We start from the raw sequence: 21,360 nt of genomic DNA, 5'->3' as shown, positions 1-21,360 counted from the left end.
GAGCGGGCAAGCCTCTGAAAAAAACGGTGCAGGGGCAAGGTGTGTAAACAGCAGTTACGCGGCACAACAGGGATCACGAACCGGCTTTGCGGGGCGATGCCCCGGCAAGCTGTAGAGGCGTCAAACGCCCGATCAGGAGACGCATATGCAGTGGCGATTGCTTGATTTGCCGCCGCTTACGGCGGCGGAAAACATGGCGCTTGACGAGGTGCTGCTTGAAATACGCGGCAGCGGCCGCTCGCAGGACACCCTGCGCTTTTTGCAATTCAAACCGGCCACGGTTCTGGTGGGCTTTCACCAGTCAATACAGGAAGAAATACGCCTGTCCTACTGCCGCGAGCAGGGTATCGACATCAACCGCCGCATCACCGGCGGAGGCGGCCTGTTGTTTGACGAAAGCCAGATAGGCTGGGAGCTTATCTGCGACAAGGCGTTTTTTGGCGTGGGCATACCCAACGCCAACCTGTTTCGCCGTCTGTGCGAACCTACCGTCACCGCCCTGCGCGGCATGGGCATAGACGCGGCCTTTCGTCCCCGCAACGATATAGAGGTGGCCGGGCGCAAAATTTCCGGCACCGGCGGCACGGACTGCGACGCGGCATTTCTGTTTCAGGGTACGCTGCTGGTGGATTTCGACGTGGAAACCATGCTCAAGTGCCTGCGCGTGCCCGTCGAAAAGCTCAAGGCCAAGGAGATCGATTCCGTCAAAAAACGCGTCACCTGCCTGGCGTGGGAACTTGGACGCGTACCGGCCAGCGCGGACGTAAAAGCTGCCCTTGCCGACGCCTTTGAGCGCCATATGGGCATAAACCTTGTGCCCGGCGGGCTTACGGCAGAAGAGGAAGACATGCTGGCCGAGCGGCTGCCCTACTTTCAGTCTGAGCAATGGATAGACATGGTGCGCCCCACCTATGAAAAAACAGAGGTTGTACAGGGCGCGCGCAAGTCGCCCTACGGCCTTGTGCGCGTGACCATGCAGCTGAACATGCCGCGCCGCGTGCTCAAAAACATCTTTATTACCGGAGATTTTTTGTCGTTCCCCGCGCGCGCCCTGTTTGACCTTGAGGCGGCGTTGCGCGGCCAGCCTCTGAATATGGAGCAGCTGTGCGGCAGAATCCACGACTTTTTCAACGACGGCCGCATAGCCATACCCGACATGGATGCCGAGGACATCTGCATTCCCCTGCGCATGGCCATGGAAAAGGCCGCCATTGCCCGTCACGGCATACCGCTTGAGCACTGCAACCGCATCTTTACCACCAACGGCAGCTTTGACCAGGTGCTGGCAGCCGGGCCAGAGGCACTGCTGCTGCCCTATTGCGCCAAGCTCAAAGACTGCGACCTGCGCTTTACCAAGGCTTGCCGCGCATGCGGCGAGTGCTCCGTGGGCGAGGCCTGGACGCTGGGGCACGAGCGCAAGCTGCGCACCGTATGCATAACCAATTTTGAAGACCTGATGGAAGAACTGGACAAGCTCAAAAAACAGGGCGTGCCCGCCTTTATCGGCTGCTGCTGCCAGCCTTTTTACATCAAGCATGCCGAAGACTTTGACCGCCTGGGTCTTCCGGGCATTCTCATAGATATAGAAAATACCACCTGCTACGAGCTGGATCAGAGCGAAGCGGCCCACAAGGGGCAGTTTCGCAGCCAGACAAGTCTGAACATGCCCCTGCTGCATTCCATTTTACGTGTGGCGCAGCAGACGCACGCTCCTGGCGGGGAGGCGACGTCATGCGCGTCATAAACTGTGATGTCCTTGTGGTGGGCAGCGGCCCAGCCGGATCAAGCGCCGCGCGCGCCGCGGCTCAGGCCGGGGCCTCTGTTGTTGTGGCGGAGAGGCGGCATATTGTAGGCAGGCCCGTGCGCTGCGCCGAGTACATACCCGCCATGCTGGTTGGACAGGCCGATGTGGGCGACGAATATATTGTGCAGCGCACAACCGGCATGCGCAGCTTTCTGCATGGCCGCTGCATACAGGACATGGTCGCCCCCGGCTGCGTCATAGACAGGGAAATGTTTGATCAGGCTCTTGCCCGCGCCGCCGTGTGCAGCGGCGCGAGGATTCTTCCGGGCCATGCCGCTGTGGGCCGCGAAGGCGGCGCGGGCAGCAGGGTGTTGTTGTCCGCGCCCAACAACGCCACAATCGGCGTGGCCGCACGGGTTATCATTGGGGCCGACGGCCCTGTCTCGCGCGTGGCCCGCTGGGTAGGCCTGCCCAGGCCGCACTGCCTGCCCTCCATACAGGTGCGCCTGCCCCTGCAGGAAAAGCTGGAGCACACCCACATCTATTTTGACGAGAGCATCCGCGCTGGCTACGCATGGGTTTTTCCCAAGGGCAACGTGGCCAATGTGGGTCTTGGCATGCTGCCCACACCGGGCACGCCGGGCCTGCGCTGGGCGCTGCGGCGGTTTGTGCGCGGCATGGTCGGGCTCGGCCTTGTGGGCGACAGACCGCTTGGCCTTACTGGCGGCTGGATACCCGCCGGCCCTCCCCGCTCCTACGTGTACGGCGACACCATCCTTGCTGGCGACGCCGCCGGGCACACCCACCCCATTACGGGCGCGGGCATTTTTCAGGCAGTGGTGGGCGGCGCTATGGCAGGCCGCTGGGCGGCAAGGGCCGTGCTTGAGGACGATCTGACCCTGCTGCGCAAATACGAGGAAGAATGGGCCGATTTTTACGGCGACGCTCTTTCCCACGCGCATCAGCGCCGCCAGTTGTGGGAGGCGCACACGGGTTCGCTTGACGCCGCAATCAAGAAATTCTGGATAGGATTCAGGGAATATTATGCAGCTAGCTGAACAACTTAGCGTGTCCGCACCTGGAACATACGGCGGCTACTGCTCGTCATGGCCCGCAGATATCCCGCCGGAGCTGCGCTGGGACACCGCGCGGCTCACCGCTGCGCGCGAGCTGTCGTGGAAAATCCACGGAAAAAAGATTCTGTTCTACCTGCCGGGCATGTACGTGCGCGACGGCGTGCAGGGGCAGTATCCGGCGCTTTCCATCACCGGGGGCGTCTGTCGGCAGCAGTGCGCCCACTGCGGCGGCAAACTGCTGCTCGGCATGCCCGACGTAAGCTCTCCCCAACGGTTACTGCAAAAATGCCGCGAGCTGGTCGCCCAGGGCACGCAGGGGGTGCTGCTTTCCGGCGGGTGCAACGGACGCGGTCAAGTGCCTTGGCAGGATTTTACCGACACCATCGCCGCCATAAAGCAGGAAACAGGGCTGTACGTTTCAGTGCACTGCGGCATGGTGGACAAGCGAGAGGCCGAGGCCCTGCAGAGCGCGGGAGTGGATCAGGCGCTCATTGACGTTATCGGCAGCGACCAGACCTATGCCAGCGTTTACAATCTGCCCGACGGCCTGCGGCTGCTGCGGCAAAGCCTTGAGGCCCTGGCCTACGCGGGGTTGCCGGTGGTGCCGCATATCGTGGCCGGGCTACATTTTGGCCGCCTGATGGGCGAAAACCACGCGCTGGAAATTCTGGCCCGCCACCCGCCGGAGCTGCTGGTGATAGTGGCCTATATGAACCTGCCGGGCACAGCCATGGAAAACGCGCGCCAGCCTGACCCGCGCGGCGTGTGCGGCCTGGTGATACGTGCGCGGGAGCTTATGCCAAACAGCCAGATAAGCCTTGGCTGCGCCCGTCCGCGCAAAGACGCCAGCGCCCTGGAGGTGCTCTCGCTGCGTGCGGGCATCAACCGCATGGCGCTGCCCTCGCATGAGGCCGCAGCCCTTGCCGCCCGCATGGGCCTGAAGGCGGAATTTCGCAAAACCTGCTGTTCTGTGCTGCTGGGTGAGGGGACACAGGGCTGGTAGCCAGCCCCGCACCAGCCAAAATACTTGCCGGAGAATACCATGAGCCAAGCTACGCAACTCGACAGCCAGTGCCCCACCTGCTGGCAACAGACCCAACCTCAAAGCCCGGAAGTGGCGCGCATGAGCCTTGCCGCCGCCATGACGCTTGATTTTGCACCCGGCGCTTTTTACCGCAACGCCTGCCTTTCGTGCATCAACCTGCTGCTGACCTACCGGTCGGGCTGCGCAGCCCGTTGCGCCTATTGCGGCCTTTCAGGCGCCAAAGAAAAAAAGGAAAGTTCGAGCAAAAGTTTTATTCGCGTGACCTGGCCCGCCTTTACCGTGGACGAAATCGTTGCGGGCATTGTGCGCCGTCAGGAGCGCGTCAAGCGCATCTGCATATCCATGCTCACCAACAGCCGCGCCCCGCGGGATGCGGCCCGGATATGCCGCCGCCTGCGGCAGGCGGTAGATATACCGGTATCCATGCTTATCTCGCCCACCATCATCACGCGCAGGAACCTTGAGGAACTGCGCGACGCCGGGGCGGATAAAATCGGCGTGGCCGTAGACCTGGCCACGCCCGAGCTGTTTGACCACTACCGGGGGAGCGGGGTCGGCGGCCCGCACTCGTGGAACCGCTACTGGCAGTGCCTGGGCGAAAGCCTGGATATTTTTGGCAAGGGCATGGCCGGGGCGCACTTTATGGTGGGCATGGGCGAGACCGAGCAGGACATGTGCCGCGCCATGCAGCGAGTGCACGACATGGGCGGCAATACCCACCTGTTTTCATTTTTTCCCGAAGGGGGGTCGCCGCTGGCTGACCGCCTGCCGCCGCCCATAGACCAGTACCGCCGCATACAGCTGGCGCGCTGGCTTATCGACAGCGACCTCGCCCACGAGCGCCATTTTACCTACAACGAACGCCGCGCACTGACGGGATACGGTATTTCCAGGGCCGATCTGGATACGGCCATCGATTCCGGCGAACCGTTTCGCACCTGCGGCTGCACGGGACGCGACGGCGAGGTGGCCTGCAACCGCCCCTACGCCAATTCGCGCCCGGGACCCGGCATACGCAATTACCCGTTCAAACCTGAAGACGCCGATGTGCGCCACATCCGTCTTCAGCTGGGATTGCCCGCCTAGAGCGGGCGCAGGCAGCCCGCGCCAGTATGCCCCTGCCGGCGCGGGCTGCCTGTCGCAAACATTGCCCAACCAGCCTCGGAGGATTACGCTGCAACCATGATTATTGCTTGTCTGGGCGACAGCCTCACATACGGCTACGGCATTCCACGGCCCAAGGTCTGGACAACCCTGCTGGCAAAGCACACGGGGCTGGATGTGCGCAATTGCGGCATCAACGGCGATACCACGGGCGGCATGCTGGCCCGTTTTCAACAGCATGTGGTGCAGGCGGGGGCCGACGCCGCGCTGCTTATGGGCGGATTTAACGATCTGGCGCTGGACGCGGGGCTGGGGGCGGTAAAGGCCAATATTTTCGCACTGGTGCAGCACTGTTTTAACGACAGGGTGCGGCCGGTGCTGGGGGTGCCCATTCCTGTACACGAGCCTGTGACCTTTCCGCTGCTGGGCAGCGTTGACCTGCAGCACGCCTGCGCGGATTATGCCGCCCTGCACCAGTGGCTGCGGGTGCTCGCACAGGATTTTTCGCTGCAATGCGTTGATTTTTCGCAGGCATTTGCGGTCGTGGCCGCGCAATCCTCCGCTGCGGCAGGGGCAGCCCCTGACCCGCTGGCCCGGCTGTATACCGACGGTCTGCACCCAAGCGAAGCCGGGCACGAGCTTATGGCTCGGCAGGCGTCCCTCGTACTGGCGAGACCTGCTGCGGCATCAAACGCTCACGGCACACGGTCATAAATTCCTGCAGGCATGGGGATATCCACTTATCCTTGTGCCACAGCATAAATACAGCTGTTTCAAAAGGGCCGCCGCTCAGCGGCAGCCGCCGCAACATTCCGGCTGCCAGATGCTCGCGTACGGCCATTTGCGGAAGTATCGTCACCCCAAGACCGGCGCAAACCATGCTGATGGCTGCGGCGACGCTGTGGCATTCCACCGAGGGGTGAGGCAGTTGGGCCGTCTCGGACAAAAATAGTTCAAATGTCCGCCGATAGCTGCAGTCCGAGGCCGCCAGCAAAAGGTTGTGCTTCAGGATGTCTTGCGGCCCCACGGTTTCCAGGCCCGCCAGGGGGTGGCTGGGCGCGGCCACGGCCACCAGGTCTTCCGTCCCCAGAAATACCGCGTTGATATCACGCGTCGACGGCTCGTAGGCAAACACAAAGGCCAGATCCGTCACCCCCCGTCGCAAATCCTCGGCCACATTGCCCGCAATACAGGGAAGAATACGGACCTTGGTTGCCGGGGCCCTGCGCAAAAATGCACGCAGCACATCAGGCAGACGGTGACATTCCAGCGATTCCGGCACCTTTATGGTCACCGTGCCGGACGCGGCATTGCCGCTGACCGAGGCTCTGGCCTCGTCCTCCACTTCAAGCATCTTTCTGGCGTATTCCAGAAGCTTGAGCCCCGATTCCGTCAAAACCACCTTACGCCCCAGCCTTTCAAACAGACGTGCGTCAAGCTCGTCCTCAAGCATTTTTATGCGCATGGATATTGTGGATTGCGCAGCGTGCAGCACCTTGCCGGTCTGGTTGAAATTGAGCAGGGACGCCAAGGTGACAAACGTTCGCAGGTCGCGCAGTTCCATGTTGCACCGTTCATGCCGATTGATTGTCTTGATAGATAATAATCATTGGAAACGATTTGATAGAAGTGAAATACATCTTATTGATCCATCCGGCCAGAGGGTGGCCGAAGCAAAAAACAATCAGTCCATGTGAGGCAAGTGATGCACAAAATGAGTTGGCAACCGGCGGTTGGCGGCGCATATGAGAGCGGCTATCCCAGACAGGGCAACCTTGTTGAGACAGACTGGCTTGATGCCAACCTTGATAATCCGGCCCTGAGAATTATCGATTGCAGTGCGGATTTTTACGCGGAACCGGGAACGGGAAAAACCAGATGGCTCGACGGGCATATCCCTGGGAGCGCATACGCGGATTTGCTGGAGGCCTTGTCGGATCCCGACAGCGACCTGCCCCTGATGCTGCCCAAACCCAGGCAGTTTGCCGATGTGATGGGTGAGCTGGGCGTTGGAAGAGGCACGACAGCCGTTGTATATGATAACGCCAACGGCATGTGCGCAGCGCGGCTGTGGTGGATGCTCCGCGCCTACGGCTTTAACGATGCCGTTATTCTTAACGGAGGATTGCCAAAATGGCTAATGGAGCAGCGCAAAATCACGCGCGCCCTGCCCGTCCGGCGCAAGACGCAATTTCCCCTGCTGGCGGCGCCCAAAGTTTTTGTGGACAAAGAGACCGTGCTTAAAAACATGCGGACCAAACGTGCGCAGCTCATCGATGCGCTGTCCCCGGAGGCGTTTGACGGATCCCTGCAGCGGTATGGGCGGCCAGGGCATATACCTGGCAGCATCAATGTACCCGCTAAAGCCCTTGTGGACCCAAAAACAATGACCTTTTTACCGGCGAAGGCCCTTAACGCACTGTTTCTGCAGGCGGGGCTCAAGGTACTGGGCCCAACCATTTCTTACTGCGGCGGCGGGCTGGCCGCCTGCAGCGTCGCCTTTGCCCTGTTTCTGCTTGGCGCTGACGACATAACCGTGTACGACGCGTCGCTGTTCGAGTGGGCCGCTGATCCGGCTCTGCCCCTTGAAACGGGTAACCAGTCTGGATAACGCAGCAACGGCAGCTGTTCGTTTACGCCTGTCTGGGTCCGCCCGTATCCGTATGCCGGGATGCGCACGATTCAGGCACAGCCCGGTGCGGCCCAGCATCTGCAGACAGGGCGAACACCGCTACCTTCAGGGCCGTGCTGCGGCAGCGGACGCGCGCGCCAACGTTATCTCGGCCAGGGCGTCGTCAAGGTTCAGGCTCATGACAAGCGTCAACCCTTCGCTGCCAAAAACCACCCGCATGGTTTTGCCGGTGCGGTCGTCATTATTTACAAAAAGGGCTTCAAAGGCCTGCCACGTCTCTTCGGCGGTCTGGGGGCCTTCCACCAGTTTGCCTTGCGGGGCGAGGGCCGCGCCCTGCGCGTTAAACACGCTGGTCTGCCCGTTGGCTTCCAGCACCAGCGGCAACCAGCCGTTCTTTTTCAACTCGTCAAACCCTGCGCCAAGCGTGGTATTGGCAAAGGGTGCAAACATGCTGAGCGTTTCAAGCGTGCTGTTTTTGCCGTCAAAACGCATGCCCTGCCTGCCAAGGCTCCACGACTGATCGGCAAAAGATACCGCAAATATGCCGGGATCCTTGAGGCTTTCGTACCCAGGCAGGGCACATGCCTTCCAGCTGGTTTGATCCAGCCCTTTGCGCATAAGCTCGGCCACAGTGGCCATGGGCACCCCTGCGGGAGCGACAGAGGCGTCGCCGCCCTGCAGAGTGATCAGCAGCGAGGGATATTTGCGGGTTTCGTACTGCCCGGCGGCATCGAGCGAAAACTCAAGTTCCCTGAACCTGCCCGGTTCAGGCTCGACATAGTACTGCCAACCAGCGCCGGTCTGCACGGTCACGCCAATGCGTGCGCATGAATGTTCGGAAAACCTGCCTGCAGGCACGGAACGGGACGAGCGTTTGGGCACCCCATCGGCAACGGGCAGCTTATCGCCGTTTTTGCCGATGCAGAATACGGATTTGATGTCGGTGCTCATGCTGTTTTTAAGCATAACCGCCGCGTGCGCGCCAGACGGCATCAATATCAACAGTGACGCCCACAATACCACACATGGCTTGAGCAGTTGCATTGGCGGCTCCTTATGTTGCAGTCGCAATATGTCGAGGCGACGAGCGCGGCTGACAGCGCCGATCAGTGCAGCGCCTCGCGCAGCTGCGCCAGACTGGCGTCGTCATCGGGGTAATAAAGCTCAACAACAGTATTGGCGTCGCTGTTTTGCACCGAGCCGATGCCGCCCGCGCGGGTCACAAAGTCGACCGTGCCTTCGCCGGTGCCTATATTGATGCCGCCAAGCCTGCGGGCAAGCTCGATAAGCGAAGCGCCCCAGCGGCCCCCGGAGTCCTTTTTGAGGGGGTACAGGCCTACGGCAAGCCATACTTTTTCGCCGGGCTTGTCGTATATGGTCCACGGGCCAGTTTGCGTCGTGCGCCAGCCTTCGGGAATAGTTCTTTCCTGGGGCGCGGAGGCGACAGAAGCGTCGCCCAGAGCGGCAAAGTCGGGCATATCGCCGGTGGGGTCGTCTGGCTCGACAGGCCTGGCATTGTCGGGTCGGTCGCCAGTCACAAGCCACTTGCTGTTTTCCGGGCTGTGCAGCACGGCCAGCAGCTTATCCAGCGTTGTTGCACCCTCGGCCCCGGAGGAAACTTTCAAACTTTTTACTATGGGCCCTACCCCGCGACAGCTATGCCCGACGGATACTTCCATATACTTGTCGTCCACAAGGCCCACCCAAAAGCGGGCTCCCCTGTCGGCAAAAACAACCCCCTTGCCCTCGCCCAGCGTGCGTAAATCGTGGCCGCCAGTGATGTTGGCCGAGGCTTTGGCCAGAATGTCGAGGTCGCCGTTAAAGCAGTCTTTTTCCAGCACGGTTACAAAGCAGTCTTCCTTGGGCGTGCTGAACAAGGCCTGATTGCCTTCTTCCTGCGTTTTCCAGCCTGCTGGCAGCTCCACGCGCCAGTCGCCAACCGCCCTTGGCGCGGCAAATGCCAAAATGCCGGGGCACAGCATCAGGCACAGCAGCCCCGGAACCAGTAGCGTTTTACGTGTGCTGGCGTTCAGTATGCTCAACCTGCCCATGTGTCCCCCTGAGTGTGGTGTGTGGTGGCGCTGCCGCGTTCAAGTCACAGGTACGTTGACGTGCAACTCATGTTGCTAGCTGGTATTGATATAACGCCTATGATAATAAAAGTCTCTGAGAGTTTTCCCTTGAGGCTGACAAACTATAAATCATAAATAATGACGTAACACCATGCGTCTGAACATGTTTAAGGCGTTCACGCACTGACATGTAAATCACAAATCACCTGTACTTGTCTATGGCATTTTGAAAAAAATGCAGCATCCTCTCTCTAAAAAAAATTGGCTCAAGGACTTCTGCTTCACTCCCAAGACCAGCAACAAAGCTATACGACTGCTCGTTGTCGGTAAGTGGAATACGTGCAAGCCAGTTTGATTCATCCTCGCGTTTCAGAGCACTGTCGCCAAACAATTCTAAAATTGTTTCGCGTGCTCCGGCCTGCACGCGCAGCAGGCCTTCAAAGCATTCCGCATCATCAAAATTGTCGACGATAAAATTTTCACCATCAATGTCGCGTGGAGTAAACGTCTCAGCTTCAACAGAAACATTAGACATCCTTACAACTTTAAAAAGCCGAACCTCCTGTCGCATCAAACAATAGCAGCCAAGATACCAGCTCGATTTCTTTAATATAAGTCTGTACGGTTCAACACAGCGTGCGCTCGTCTGCCCCTTGCGGTCTCGGTAACCAAAGCGCAACAGTCTGTTGTTCTCCAATGCCTGCTGAACTGCAGTCAGCGATGCAAGGTTTTGCCCGTTGCGGCCCCAGGGAGTCAGATCAACAGATATCTGCCCGGCCTTGATCTCGATGGCCTTACGGTCGACCTCCGGCACCATGCCTTTAATTTTTGCTATGGCGCTGGTCACCTCGGCATTGGAAAAAGAGCTGCGCACGCTGCCCAGCCCCATCAAGATCATGGTCACATCCTGCGCTGAAAAGAACCGCTTTTCCGGTTTATAGCTTTCAAGAATCCCTATGCCGCCCCGCACCCCAGGGTAAGCCACCACAGGAAGCCCCGCCTGATTTATGGTTTCAACATCCCGGTAAATGGTGCGCGCTGAGACTTCAAACGTTCGCGCCAGCTCAGAAGCACTGACTTTTTTTCTTTCAAGCAAGATCATCACAATAGAAAGCAGTCGGTCGATTTTCACCTTGGATCCCGCCAGATTTTTTTAAACCATGACATTATGGTGTCATATTTATCCTGATACAAGCAATTATCAAGTCAAATCTGGAGGACACTATGAACGCAACTATGCCCGAAGCGGTAAAAATCTTTATGGATGCCACAAATACAGGCAATGTCGTTGGGCTCGACGCTTTTCTGGCTGCGGACGCAATTCTGCTCGATGCGCCGGAAAACAGCGAGATTCGCGGAGCCAGAGCCATCAAGAGCTCTTTAAAGGAATCAAGGGATAAATTCGCGCTGGTCGTCTCAGTCAGCGACGTAAAATGCGCCGACAACCATGTAATACTTTCAACCATGGCAAGTGGAAACTTTCCGGGCAGCCCGTTGGCATTCACTTATGACTTTACCATGAATGGCGTGATGATTCAGCACCTGACCGTCGATCTTGCATGAACATTCTGTGAGGACATCTCCATGAAAAAACTAAATTTTACTGTAGATTCGAGCAAGTGCATCCGTTGCGACGCCTGTGTTGCCGACTGCCCACGGCACATAATCTACCGCACGGAAACCGAAAATGACGGGCTGCCAGCCATACCGCCGCTGCAGGAACAAAACTGCCTTGAATGCCAGCACTGCCTTGCGGTATGCCCTGCCGGCGCAGTGAGCATACTTGGCCGACACCCGCAAAACAGCATTGAACTGACACCCGCAAAACTTCCTACTGCAGAGCAGATGCACACCTTGCTGCGTGCAAGGCGAAGCGTGCGCCAATACAAAAATGAAAATGTCCCGTCGAATCTCATTGATACGCTGCTTGCCACGCTCGCAAACTCTCCCACAGGTTGCAACGACCGCCTGCTGCGCTTTCTTGTGGTAAGCGACCGCGACATGATGCAACGGCTGCGTCTTATGGTCATTGAATCCCTGGAAGAGCAGATGCGGCGCCATGCCGCCATGCCGGATTTTTTGTCTGCGGCTGTAACTGCATACAGACAGCAGGGTGTTGACGAGCTGTTTCGCGGCGCTCCGCATTTGCTGGTTGTTTCCGGGGCAGAAAGCGCAAGCTGCCCCAAGGAAGATGTTGACCTTGCCCTGGCCTATTTTGAGCTACTGGCGCAAAGTGCAGGATTAGGCACAACCTGGTGCGGTTATTTGAAGTTTGCGGTGGATGCAGCCCCGCAATTGCGCCAATGCCTTGGTTTTGGTCAGCAAACGCCGTTTTATGCCATGTTGTTTGGCCACCCCAATGTGCGTTATGCCCGCACAGTACAGCGCGACAATGCGGCAAAAATTGAATATTTTACGCTCAACCCCACAATCACTGCTGATAATTAGCAGCCTGACGCGTAATGCGCTGGCAACAGCGCCTGCAAAATGCAGCCCTGCACCTCTTACATAGGCGCAGGGCTGTATTGCTTTGCATCTGACAATATCAAAAACATATGTATATTGAGTTCTGCATATTGACAGCAGCTGCGCATGTAGTTTGCGTGTTCGGGTCAGACTTGTTCCTGATCTTTCGTACATTTTTTTACCCATGGCAAATCTCTGCTTGACGACTTGCTGCCCAGCTTGTAACAAATGTTATCTTTTTTAAAAACGTAATACTTTTGATCGTCTACCGCAGCTGACTAGTGGTACTGTTTGCCCTTTTTCCGGGCAGCCGCGTTATTGTTGCGCCCTATCAGTAACACCTATTTAAAATAAATAGCACACGAGTCTGCTTTTGAGGGCGCACAACCCGCGAAAATACACAGCAAAGCCTGCACAAAACGGTAACCACTGCGCACCCCGCGCTACCGGTATATGAAGGAGGATGACGTGTAATGAAAAAGGTTTCAGCACTTGTGGCGGCTGCAATTCTTGCAGGCCACTGCATTTACGCCCAGCCTGGCTGGGCGGCCGACGCGCCGCCAGCGGCAGACGGGCAGGCTACCCCGGCCCCCAAAACCGATCTGACGCAGGGCAGCCTGTCGGCGTACGATCTGCCTGCGGTTACCGCATTTGGCGTGGCCGACCAGCCCCCCACCGTCCCCGTGCAGACGCGCTTTGGCACGCAATACAACGTGGTTACCGAAGAGCAGATACGCCAGCAGAATTCGCTCGATTTTTATGACGCCCTGCGCAACGTGCCGGGCGTCATGTACCAAAAAAAGAACATCATCGGCGGGCAGACGGGTGCGAGCCTGTATGTGCGCGGTCGCGGCGCAAGCCACCCAAGCCCCGACGTCAACATCTACTTTGACGATGTGCCCCGCAGCGGCGTTTTGTACGGGCAGTCGCTGGCCGACGGCATACCGGTGTACGCGCTGGGCGGTATGGAAATTTACAAGTACCCCCAGCCTTCGCGCTTTGGCAGCGGCTACGCCATGCTGAATTTTATCCCAAAATACATGACAGAAGAGGTCTACGAGCTGCGCATCGGCGCAGAGGGCGGCAGCTACGGCACTGTGGCCGAAAATGTGGGCATGGGCGCGAAAAAAGAAAATGTGGATATCTACGCCGCCCAGAGCCTCATCAGCACCCTTGGACACAAGGACCATACAGCAGCCTATCAGTCCAGCTATTACGGCAACATGGGCGTTGGCCTTTCAGACAACTGGACATTGCGCATGATGGCCAACAGGGTTGACGCCCAGACCCAGGCCCCCAACAACCCCATAACCAACACCCGCGCGACAGACCGTTTTGACACGCAGACAAGTCTGGCCACGCTGAGCCTCATCAACAAGTACAGCAACGCCAGCGGCTACCTCAAGGGATACTACAACGACACGCTGTTTTATCTGCGCGGCGAAAACAGCAATACCACCACTTCGGTGCAGACCAACAACCTTTACGGCCTGCGAGGCCGCGAAACGTACACCATCTGGGAGGGCAGCGAGATCGTCAACGGTTTTGACCTTGACATCAGCGACCTGCGCAACGACCAGCGCAGATACGCCACCAATGCCACAACCTCGTGGGAATTTCCGCAGCACAGGCTGTTTTCGCCCTATGCGGCAATCAGCCAGATGATCGGCAGCAAGGAGAGCTTTCATGTAACGCCCTCCACCGGGCTGCGTCTTTATACGAGCAGCCTTTTTGAAGACAAGGCCGCTCCGCAGGCAGGCCTGGTGCTCGGCTACAACAACACCAACCTTGGCTTCAACTATGCACGGGGCGTCAACTATCCAAGCCCCGTGGTGCTGCAGGGCTTGCTGGCCAACAAGACCTCCTTGCCCGCAGGGTTGGACACCAAGGACATTCGCCCTGAAGTGGTGGACCACTACGAAGTATCGCTCAGCCACACCCAGCCCGGCCTGTTTACGGCCAGCGCCACGGTGTTTCACGACGATGGCCGCGACAGGCTGCGCGCCTATATGTACGGCAACGCCATGCCGACCAGCGATTTTTTTACGTCTTCCACGGCGGAATATAAGATCAACGGCCTCGAACTCTCCGCCAGCGTCACGCCAACCGACAATCTTGAGCTGTTCGCTGGCGCAACATGGCTCAAAGCATGGGCCAAGGGCGACGATGGCGTAAGCACAGGCAAAATGCCCTACACGCCAGCCTTTGCCCTGCAAACCGGCTTCAAGTGGAAGTTCATTGAGCACTTCCAGCTCAGCGGCGATTACCAGTACCTCAAGGATGTCTATTACGCCCAGAACTGGGCGCGTACCACATCTCCTGCAGCGCCGGCCAGCACTGCCCCCAACCTGACGGAAAAAGACCGTCTGCCCGACATCAATGTATTTAACGCCAGGCTCGACTACATCTTCAGCTACGACGATATGCATATTGAAGAAGGCAAGGTCTTTGTGGCCGTAAACAATATATTTAACACGCCATACGCTTACAGTATGGAGCGTGCTGGCAACGATCGCGGGCTTTACAATATGCCTGGAACCACCATCATGGTCGGTTTTGACCTCAAGTTTTAACCAATATGCGCCGTCCAGAAGTGCTGGACGGCGCATTGAGCGGAGACGCAGCATGCATGCAGACAGCGCCCAAGAGTTTCAGCGAGAGGAATTTTTCAACACCCACGCCGCGGGCTGGGAGGCCCGCAACTACCCGCCGGAAAAACTGCGTCAGGTGGATCAGCTGATGAGCAGCCTGCCGCTGGCGCAAGCCGGGGTTATTATTGATGTGGGCTGCGGCGAGGGAGTGCTGCAGCCGTATTTGCGCAAATACGCCCGCCCGGATGCCGCACTGCTGGCGCTTGACCCGTCGCCTGACATGCTGCAACGCCTCTCGGCCCGGTTTCCCCACGTGCGCACCTATCAGGCCAGGGCGGAATCCATGCCCCTGACCGATGCCAGCGCAGATATGGTCATCTGTTTTTCCGCCTTTCCGCATATTGGCGACAAGCAGGCTGCAGCAAGAGAATTTTACCGCATTCTTCGTCCCGCAGGCCGGGCCTACGTGCTGCACATCGACGGCCGCGAAAAGCTCAACCAGCTGCACGACAGCCACCACGCGGTGGAAGGCGATCACCTGCCCTGCCCTACGGGCATGAGCATTATCTTTACCACAGCAGGGTTTACATCCATTGAGGCCCATGAAGGGCCAGACCATTACTTTTTTTGCGCTGTCAAAAAATGAGTGCCGCCATGAAAAAAGCTGCCGTATTTCTCTGGCTTGTCCTGCTGTTCTGCTCCACCGCCAGCCAGGCGGCCGATGTTGTGCGCGTTGTGGCGGGCACTTCGCTTATCTCAGATATCGTTGCCGATCTTGCCCAAAACCGGTGCGAAATTCTCACCCTGAATCAGGGCTCCAGCTGCCCGGGACACGAAAATGCCAGTACGGGTGATTACGTTTTTGCCGCCAGGGCAAACCTGCTGCTTATCCATCCTTTTCAGCGCAATCTGCAGCAGGTAAGCGCCATGCTGGCGGCTGTGGACAACCCGAAGCTCAAAGTTGCAGAGGTCAGCCCCCGCAACAGCTGGCTTATCCCCCAGGTGCAAAAACAGGCGGTAAACGAAATTGCCGCCGCGCTGGAGGTCATTGCCCCCGAACTTGCACCGGACATACAGCTCAGGGCTCGCCAGCGGATGCAACGCATCGACGCGGCTGAGACGCAGTGCCGCGAGCTGCTTGCCCCCCTGCACGGCAAAAGGGTTATTGCGGCAACAATGCAGGCCGAATTTGCGAGCTGGGCCGGCCTTGAGGTTGTGCGCACCTTTGGCAGGGCCGAAGACATCAACGCCCGTGAGCTGGCGGAAATTTTGAACGCGGTAAAAAACATACCGGTGGCAGGCGTGGTGGACAACTACCAAAGCGGGCCTGACGCGGGGCTGCCGCTGGCGCTTGAACTTGGGGTCGCGCATGTGGTGCTTTCAAACTTTCCAGGGTCCAGCGACGATGCGCCCGACTACTTCAGCCTGCTGATGCACAACGTACGGCAGCTGCAAGCGCTGGCAAAACCGTGAGCGCGCCGCTGGCGGAGCTCAGGCATGTCGGCGTTTGCTACGGCAAGCGCCCTGTCTTGCGCGACATTTGCCTGAATATTGAAGCCGGAGACTTCTGGACGCTCATCGGGCCCAACGGTGCGGGCAAATCCACGCTGCTGGGCCTGTTTAACGGCCTCACCCGCTGCAGCCAGGGAGCGGTGCTGTTTAAGGGCGCAGCCCTTGAGCCGGGCGGTATGGCTGCGGTGCGCAGGCAGGTGGCGCACGTTTTTCAGGCTACAGACCTTGACCCCAAGATGCCGCTTTCTGTCTTTGCCTCGGTACTCAGCGGAACCTATGGACGGCTGGGGCTTTTTCGCTGGCCGGGCAAAAAGGAAAAACAGCTTGCCATACGGTCGCTTGAGGTGGTCGGCTTGGCTCATCTGGCCCAGCGCCCCATCGGGCAGCTCTCGGGCGGCGAGCGGCAGCGCGTGGCGCTGGCACGCGCCCTGGCGCAGGAGCCGGAGCTGCTGCTGCTCGACGAGCCGACAGCGGCGCTCGACTGGCGTGCGCAAAGAGATATCTGCAATGCCGTTGCCGATCTGCGCAATGCTTTTAATCTTACGGTGATCATGGTCACCCATGATCTCAACGCCGTTTTTGCCCTGGCGCACAAGGTGGCCATGCTGCGTGACGGTTGTCTGCTCTGGCAAGGCAGCGCCGATGATGCCGCCACCCCCGAGCTGCTGAGCCAGCTGTACGACGTGCCTATCCAGATTGCCCGCAGCGGCCAGCGCAAGGCCGCGCTGTTTTAGGCGGCAATATCCGCACAGTGTAAACCATCAGGTGAAGTATGGATGATTTTTTCCACTATGCCTTTTTGCAGCGCGCCCTGTTAATGGCGGTGCTGGGCGGCTCCGTGTGCGGTGCAATGGGCGTATTTGTGGTGTTGTGGCGTATGAGCCTGGTTGGCATGTGCGTATCTCACGCCGCCTTTGCCGGGGCGCTGGTAGCGTTGTGGCTGGGCGCGCCGCCTCTGGCGGGTGGCCTGGCCGCCAGCCTTGGCGCAGCGTCCGCTGTGGGACCGCTGGCCCAAAAACCCGGTCTCAGCCTTGATACGGCCATGGGCGTGGTTTTTTCGGTGGTGATGAGCCTGGCAATGCTGGCCCTTGGCCTCATGCCAGGCGCACGCACCGAAGGGCTCAGCCTTATCTGGGGCAGCCTGCTCACCGTAACTGGCTTTGACCTGCAGCTCATGTCGGGCACTGCCCTGCTTCTGTTTGGTTTTATCTTTTTGTTTTTCAAGGAAATTGAGGCAATCATGGGGCAACGGCGGGCTGCTGCTGCGGCGGGCATACCTGTACGCGGCATCCACTATGCCTGCCTTGCACTCATGGGGTTGGTGGTGGCCTTTGCCTTAAAGGCCATCGGCGGGTTGCTCATTTACGCGCTTATTGTCACCCCTGCCGCCACGGCCTTGCAGCTCACCTACCGGCTGAGCCGCATGTTTTTACTCTCGGCCCTGTTTGGCATTATTGCCTGCGTGAGCGGCCTGTGGCTTTCGTTCCACTGGGCGGTACCGCCCGGTGCGGTCATTGTGCTGGTTTCGTGCGCCATGCTTATGGCGGCTATGGCCGTTTCGCCCAAAAAAACGCCGCGCTGAAGGTAAGCCCACAAGTTCGCCAGCTACATTCCCTTAAGAACAAACAGCATGGGAATACGCACCACGCAGGGGATGGCCCTGCCCTCGCGCTGGGCTGGCCTGAACGACGAAGCCTGAATGCACGCCAGCGCCGCGTCGGCAAAGTCCTGATGATCGGCCTGCAGCACTCGGGCGCGGACCAGCTTTCCCTGCATATCAAGATACGCCTCAACCACGGCCTTGCCCTCAAGGTTGCGCCGCTGGGCAGCCCTTGGGTAGTGCAAGGGCCCCTGCCGCATAAAGGCCGGGCCGCCTGCCGCATTCCAGGGCATGACCTGCGGCGGCGAATTTCCTTGTCCCTGCGCGCTGGACGTGGCCTGCCCGGCAGCGCCCGCGCCGCTGCCTGCTGCACTTTTGCCGCTGTCTCCGCCCGCCGCAGTTGCTGCATCTGCCTGCCGCGCTGGCAAGTCTTGCTGTATGGGCGCTTGCCGCCCCACCTGCTGCTGGTGTTCGAGCCTGGGGATAACGACGCTTTTGCGGACGGCGTACCTTTCCGCCTTTTCCGCTGGTTCTGGCTTGACCTCTGTTCTTTTGACAGCAACGGCTGCGTCAGGCTCTGACCGCACAGACGGGGCGGCATGCTGCCCCGGATTTTGTCCAGAGGGGGAGTCCTCCCCCTCTGCCGCAGCCGACGCCGCTTGTTGGGAGAGGCCGGTTTGCCCCACAGCCGTGCTGCCCACGTCAACAAGGCTTACCACCACGGCTCCGCCAGGCAGCACAGCGCCCTGCCTGGCGAGCAGCGCGCCAAAGCCCAGCATGCAAGCAAGCACCAGCCCGTGCAGAATCAGGGACACCCCCACCCCGCTTGCCAGAATACGTTTGCAGCTCCGTGGGGGCGGACTTTTTAGCTCCAGCAAGGCTACCTCCAGACCACATGCACTCAAGCCGCCAAATACAAGGCTATCCCTTGTTTGCTACTATTTATACAATCATAACACAGACTGAGTAATACAAAAAAAAAATAAATGCTACTATATTTCTGTAACCTTATTCACGGTTTTTTTTTAACCGCAACCATCTGTTAGCAAAAATATTATTTTAGCTAATTCAGAGTATTACGCAAAATTTCAAACACTGTCATAAACTGCGATGATTATCATATTGTCATACTATGCAATATAACATTTTAATATATCAATATTTTTTTTCATCACAACTTTATCCTCAACACCGACAACATGTTGCACATAACTATATAAATTAAGTTATTGTTATTTGTTTTATTTGTGGTATGCGTATTGATAATTCATTCCACTAGATTAAATCTTTTAATTTGCAGGCTATCTAAATGCTGACCGAGTAAACGGGGATTTTCCCCGCCGTTAAGCAATCAGTTTGTGGAAAAGCAATTGATCAAGGAGGCCCGCAGATGCTTGCAGATCTCAAAATTGCTCGTAAACTCAGTCTGTTGCTCATATTGCCAATGGCAACTTTTTTGCTTCTTGTAACGGTTGAGAGCATTAACCGCTGGGAGGCCATTGACCGGCTCAAGCTTATTGGGCGCTCGCTCGCGGTCAGTCTTTCCGCAGGCGAACTGATCCATGAGGTTCAAAAGGAACGCGGCTATACCGCTGGCTATCTGGGCAGCAAAGGTAAAAAATTTGCTGCTGAACTTGCTGAACAAATTGTCAAATCTGACGCGGCGCACAAGCGATTTTTGTCTGTGCTTGCTGAAACAGACAGCCATAACAAAGGGTTTTTCCAACCATTGTTTGCTGCTGCCGTGACAAAATTTGCTGACCTGTCCAACACCCGGAGCGCCGCGAGGGGAGTTAACCTAGACGCCTTACAGGCTATCGCTGCATACAACGGCAGCATCAATGAGCTGATCATGGCGGTTGCGGTGCTCAATTCACGCTGCGACATGACGCTCACATCAATTCTCCAGATCATGCATGGCAAAGAAATTGCGGGGCAGGAGCGCGCCACGCTCAACGCCGCTTTTTCTGCCGGTACGTTCAGCAAGCAGCTGTACCGCGACTGGCTCTACCGTGTGAGTGCGCAAAACACCTACTTGCGCTCTTTTGCAGAGCTTGGCGGCAAAGATGCTGAAACTTTGCTGCAAGGCAAAATTAAATCTGCAGATGACGAAGTTGGCCGTTTTAGAGAAACAGCCTATGCAAACCTGGAAAAATCAAATCTTGAGGTTGAACCGCAAGAATGGTTTGCAGCAGCCACCAGACGCATCGACAGGTTGATGGAAGTAGAAAGGCAATGGGGAACCAGCTTGCTTGAGTTGGAAAACGCAGCGATAAAATCCGCCCAGCGAGAATTTGCGCTTACCTGCTCAAGCGCCCTGCTGATCGCATTTGTTACCGTTGTGTTGGGCTGGAGGATATGCATCACCATCGGCAGGCCCGTGCGCAGCACCTTGCGCTATGCGCAAAGCGTCACGCAGGGCGATTTTGACGCCGTACTCGCCGTTGCTCAAAAGGACGAAGTCGGCGGCCTTGCCGATGCGCTGCGCGATATGGTGTGCCGGTTGAAAGAGCATATAGAAACGGCAAAAAATCAGCAGCTGCTTGCTGAAGAACGCGGCAAACTGGCAGATCAGTGCCGCGAAACCGCCGAACAAGCCGAAAAGGCCACCAGGGAGCGGGCAAACGCGCTCGTGCTGGCCGTGGACAAAATTCATGGCGTCGTTGAATCGCTCAACATCGCCTTAAACAGTCTGCTGGAACAGGTGCAGATTTCCAATGGGGGTGCAACAAGCCAGTCAAAGAGACTCGACATCACCACTGCTGCCATGCAGGAAATGAGCATGACAGTTGTTGAAGTTGCCAAAAACGCCGCCGATGCAGCGCAAACAGCGGATAATTCGCACCAGCAGGCAACGGCTGGGGCGGCGGTAGTTGAAAACGTCGTCGCTGCCATAGGACAGGTGCAACAGCAGTCCAATGATATGAAAGTCGACATGGGGTTGCTGGGACAACAGGCCGAAGGCATCGGGCAGATACTGAATGTTATCAGCGATATTGCCGACCAGACCAACCTGTTGGCCCTTAACGCCGCCATTGAAGCCGCGCGCGCTGGCGACGCCGGCCGCGGTTTTGCCGTGGTTGCGGACGAAGTACGTAAACTGGCCGAAAAAACCATGCTGGCCACCAAGGAAGTGGGCGAGGCCATACACGCCATACAGAGCGGCACCCGCAAGCACATCACGCATGTGGAGCAGACGGCGGGCACCATCGAGGCGGTGACCGGCCTTGCACGGCAGGCTGGCGATGCCCTGCAGGAGCTGGTCAATCTGGCGAGCGCTTCAACTGTGCAGGTGCAGTCCATCGCCACGGCCTCAGAAGAACAATCCGCCGCGAGCGAAACAATCCACAAAAGTCTTGAGGACATCAACAGCCTTGCTCTTTCAACGGCTTCAGCCATGGAACAGGCATCCCTCGCCCTTGATGAACTGCGCAACCAGACTGACATTCTTGTTGGCGTCATGACCGACCTCAAAAACACCAACAGCCAAAAAACGTGCTCCCTGCCTCAATAATGTC

General features: G+C 57.9%; 19 protein-coding genes. 14 read left to right on the top strand and 5 right to left on the bottom strand.

The window, feature by feature from the left end; translation table 11 throughout:
- Positions 1–145: 145 nt before the first annotated feature.
- The 5 genes from DDIC_RS06555 to DDIC_RS06535 all read left to right on the top strand — a co-directional run bounded on the left by DDIC_RS06555 (position 146) and on the right by DDIC_RS06535 (position 5,683).
- On the top strand, positions 146–1,744 hold the full coding sequence (locus tag DDIC_RS06555) for a lipoate--protein ligase family protein (RefSeq protein WP_136399700.1): 1,599 nt from the start codon (positions 146–148) through the stop codon (positions 1,742–1,744).
- Complete coding sequence (locus tag DDIC_RS06550) at positions 1,732–2,802, top strand: geranylgeranyl reductase family protein (protein ID WP_136399699.1); 1,071 nt, start codon at positions 1,732–1,734, stop codon at positions 2,800–2,802. The genes DDIC_RS06555 and DDIC_RS06550 overlap by 13 nt, the downstream gene beginning before the upstream one ends.
- Positions 2,789–3,823, top strand: coding sequence for a radical SAM protein (locus DDIC_RS06545; protein WP_136399698.1), 1,035 nt, complete (start codon positions 2,789–2,791; stop codon positions 3,821–3,823). The genes DDIC_RS06550 and DDIC_RS06545 overlap by 14 nt, the downstream gene beginning before the upstream one ends.
- A gap of 39 nt (positions 3,824–3,862) precedes the next feature.
- Positions 3,863–4,951, top strand: a complete 1,089-nt coding sequence (locus DDIC_RS06540; RefSeq protein WP_136399697.1) for a radical SAM protein — start codon at positions 3,863–3,865, stop codon at positions 4,949–4,951.
- Between the two features lie 96 nt (positions 4,952–5,047).
- Positions 5,048–5,683 (top strand): GDSL-type esterase/lipase family protein, encoded by a 636-nt coding sequence (locus DDIC_RS06535; RefSeq protein WP_136399696.1) that lies wholly within the window; start codon positions 5,048–5,050, stop codon positions 5,681–5,683.
- Here DDIC_RS06535 and DDIC_RS06530 read toward each other — a convergent pair.
- A complete protein-coding gene (locus DDIC_RS06530; RefSeq protein ID WP_136399695.1) occupies positions 5,610–6,533 on the bottom strand; it encodes a LysR family transcriptional regulator in 924 nt (307 codons plus the stop codon). The genes DDIC_RS06535 and DDIC_RS06530 overlap by 74 nt on opposite strands.
- A 150-nt stretch (positions 6,534–6,683) precedes the next feature.
- Here DDIC_RS06530 and DDIC_RS06525 point away from each other — a divergent pair, with 150 nt between their 5' ends.
- Positions 6,684–7,580 (top strand): sulfurtransferase, encoded by an 897-nt coding sequence (locus tag DDIC_RS06525; protein WP_168732487.1) that lies wholly within the window; start codon positions 6,684–6,686, stop codon positions 7,578–7,580.
- A 126-nt stretch (positions 7,581–7,706) separates the two neighbouring features.
- Here the strand turns inward: DDIC_RS06525 and DDIC_RS06520 are convergent, their stop codons facing one another.
- The 3 genes from DDIC_RS06520 to DDIC_RS06510 form a co-directional block, all read right to left on the bottom strand.
- Positions 7,707–8,645 carry a hypothetical protein gene (locus DDIC_RS06520; RefSeq protein WP_136399693.1) on the bottom strand — a complete coding sequence of 313 codons (939 nt, stop codon included), beginning with the start codon at positions 8,643–8,645 and terminating at the stop codon, positions 7,707–7,709.
- Between the two features lie 62 nt (positions 8,646–8,707).
- The gene (locus DDIC_RS06515) at positions 8,708–9,652 is read right to left on the bottom strand and encodes a hypothetical protein (RefSeq protein ID WP_136399692.1); all 945 of its coding nucleotides are present in this window, start codon (positions 9,650–9,652) and stop codon (positions 8,708–8,710) included.
- A gap of 223 nt (positions 9,653–9,875) precedes the next feature.
- Positions 9,876–10,805, bottom strand: a complete 930-nt coding sequence (locus DDIC_RS06510; RefSeq protein WP_136399691.1) for a helix-turn-helix transcriptional regulator — start codon at positions 10,803–10,805, stop codon at positions 9,876–9,878.
- Positions 10,806–10,897: 92 nt separating this feature from the next.
- Here DDIC_RS06510 and DDIC_RS06505 point away from each other — a divergent pair, with 92 nt between their 5' ends.
- The 7 genes from DDIC_RS06505 to DDIC_RS06475 all read left to right on the top strand — a co-directional run bounded on the left by DDIC_RS06505 (position 10,898) and on the right by DDIC_RS06475 (position 17,824).
- The gene (locus DDIC_RS06505; RefSeq protein ID WP_136399690.1) at positions 10,898–11,236 is read left to right on the top strand and encodes a nuclear transport factor 2 family protein; all 339 of its coding nucleotides are present in this window, start codon (positions 10,898–10,900) and stop codon (positions 11,234–11,236) included.
- Between the two features lie 21 nt (positions 11,237–11,257).
- Positions 11,258–12,121, top strand: a complete 864-nt coding sequence (locus DDIC_RS06500; protein WP_136399689.1) for a nitroreductase family protein — start codon at positions 11,258–11,260, stop codon at positions 12,119–12,121.
- Positions 12,122–12,612: 491 nt separating this feature from the next.
- Positions 12,613–14,712, top strand: coding sequence for a TonB-dependent receptor (locus DDIC_RS06495; RefSeq protein ID WP_136399688.1), 2,100 nt, complete (start codon positions 12,613–12,615; stop codon positions 14,710–14,712).
- Positions 14,713–14,764: 52 nt separating this feature from the next.
- Positions 14,765–15,376 (top strand): class I SAM-dependent methyltransferase, encoded by a 612-nt coding sequence (locus tag DDIC_RS06490; RefSeq protein ID WP_136399687.1) that lies wholly within the window; start codon positions 14,765–14,767, stop codon positions 15,374–15,376.
- A gap of 8 nt (positions 15,377–15,384) precedes the next feature.
- A complete protein-coding gene (locus DDIC_RS06485) occupies positions 15,385–16,203 on the top strand; it encodes a metal ABC transporter substrate-binding protein (RefSeq protein ID WP_168732486.1) in 819 nt (272 codons plus the stop codon).
- Positions 16,200–16,976, top strand: a complete 777-nt coding sequence (locus DDIC_RS06480; protein WP_136399685.1) for a metal ABC transporter ATP-binding protein — start codon at positions 16,200–16,202, stop codon at positions 16,974–16,976. The genes DDIC_RS06485 and DDIC_RS06480 overlap by 4 nt, the downstream gene beginning before the upstream one ends.
- Positions 16,977–17,014: 38 nt before the next feature.
- A complete protein-coding gene (locus DDIC_RS06475) occupies positions 17,015–17,824 on the top strand; it encodes a metal ABC transporter permease (protein WP_136399684.1) in 810 nt (269 codons plus the stop codon).
- A gap of 23 nt (positions 17,825–17,847) precedes the next feature.
- On the opposite strand, the gene DDIC_RS06470 is transcribed toward DDIC_RS06475, so the two are convergent.
- Entirely contained in the window at positions 17,848–18,657 is an 810-nt protein-coding gene (locus DDIC_RS06470) for an energy transducer TonB (RefSeq protein ID WP_136399683.1), read from the bottom strand.
- 575 nt (positions 18,658–19,232) lie between these two features.
- On the opposite strand from DDIC_RS06470, the gene DDIC_RS06465 reads away from it, so the two are divergent.
- Positions 19,233–21,356 carry a methyl-accepting chemotaxis protein gene (locus tag DDIC_RS06465; RefSeq protein WP_136399682.1) on the top strand — a complete coding sequence of 708 codons (2,124 nt, stop codon included), beginning with the start codon at positions 19,233–19,235 and terminating at the stop codon, positions 21,354–21,356.
- Positions 21,357–21,360 lie beyond the last annotated feature (4 nt).

Source organism: Desulfovibrio desulfuricans, from assembly GCF_004801255.1.
In the GTDB taxonomy this organism is placed as follows: Bacteria; Desulfobacterota; Desulfovibrionia; order Desulfovibrionales; family Desulfovibrionaceae; genus Desulfovibrio; species Desulfovibrio desulfuricans_C.
This window is presented reverse-complemented; position numbering and strand designations above follow the sequence as displayed.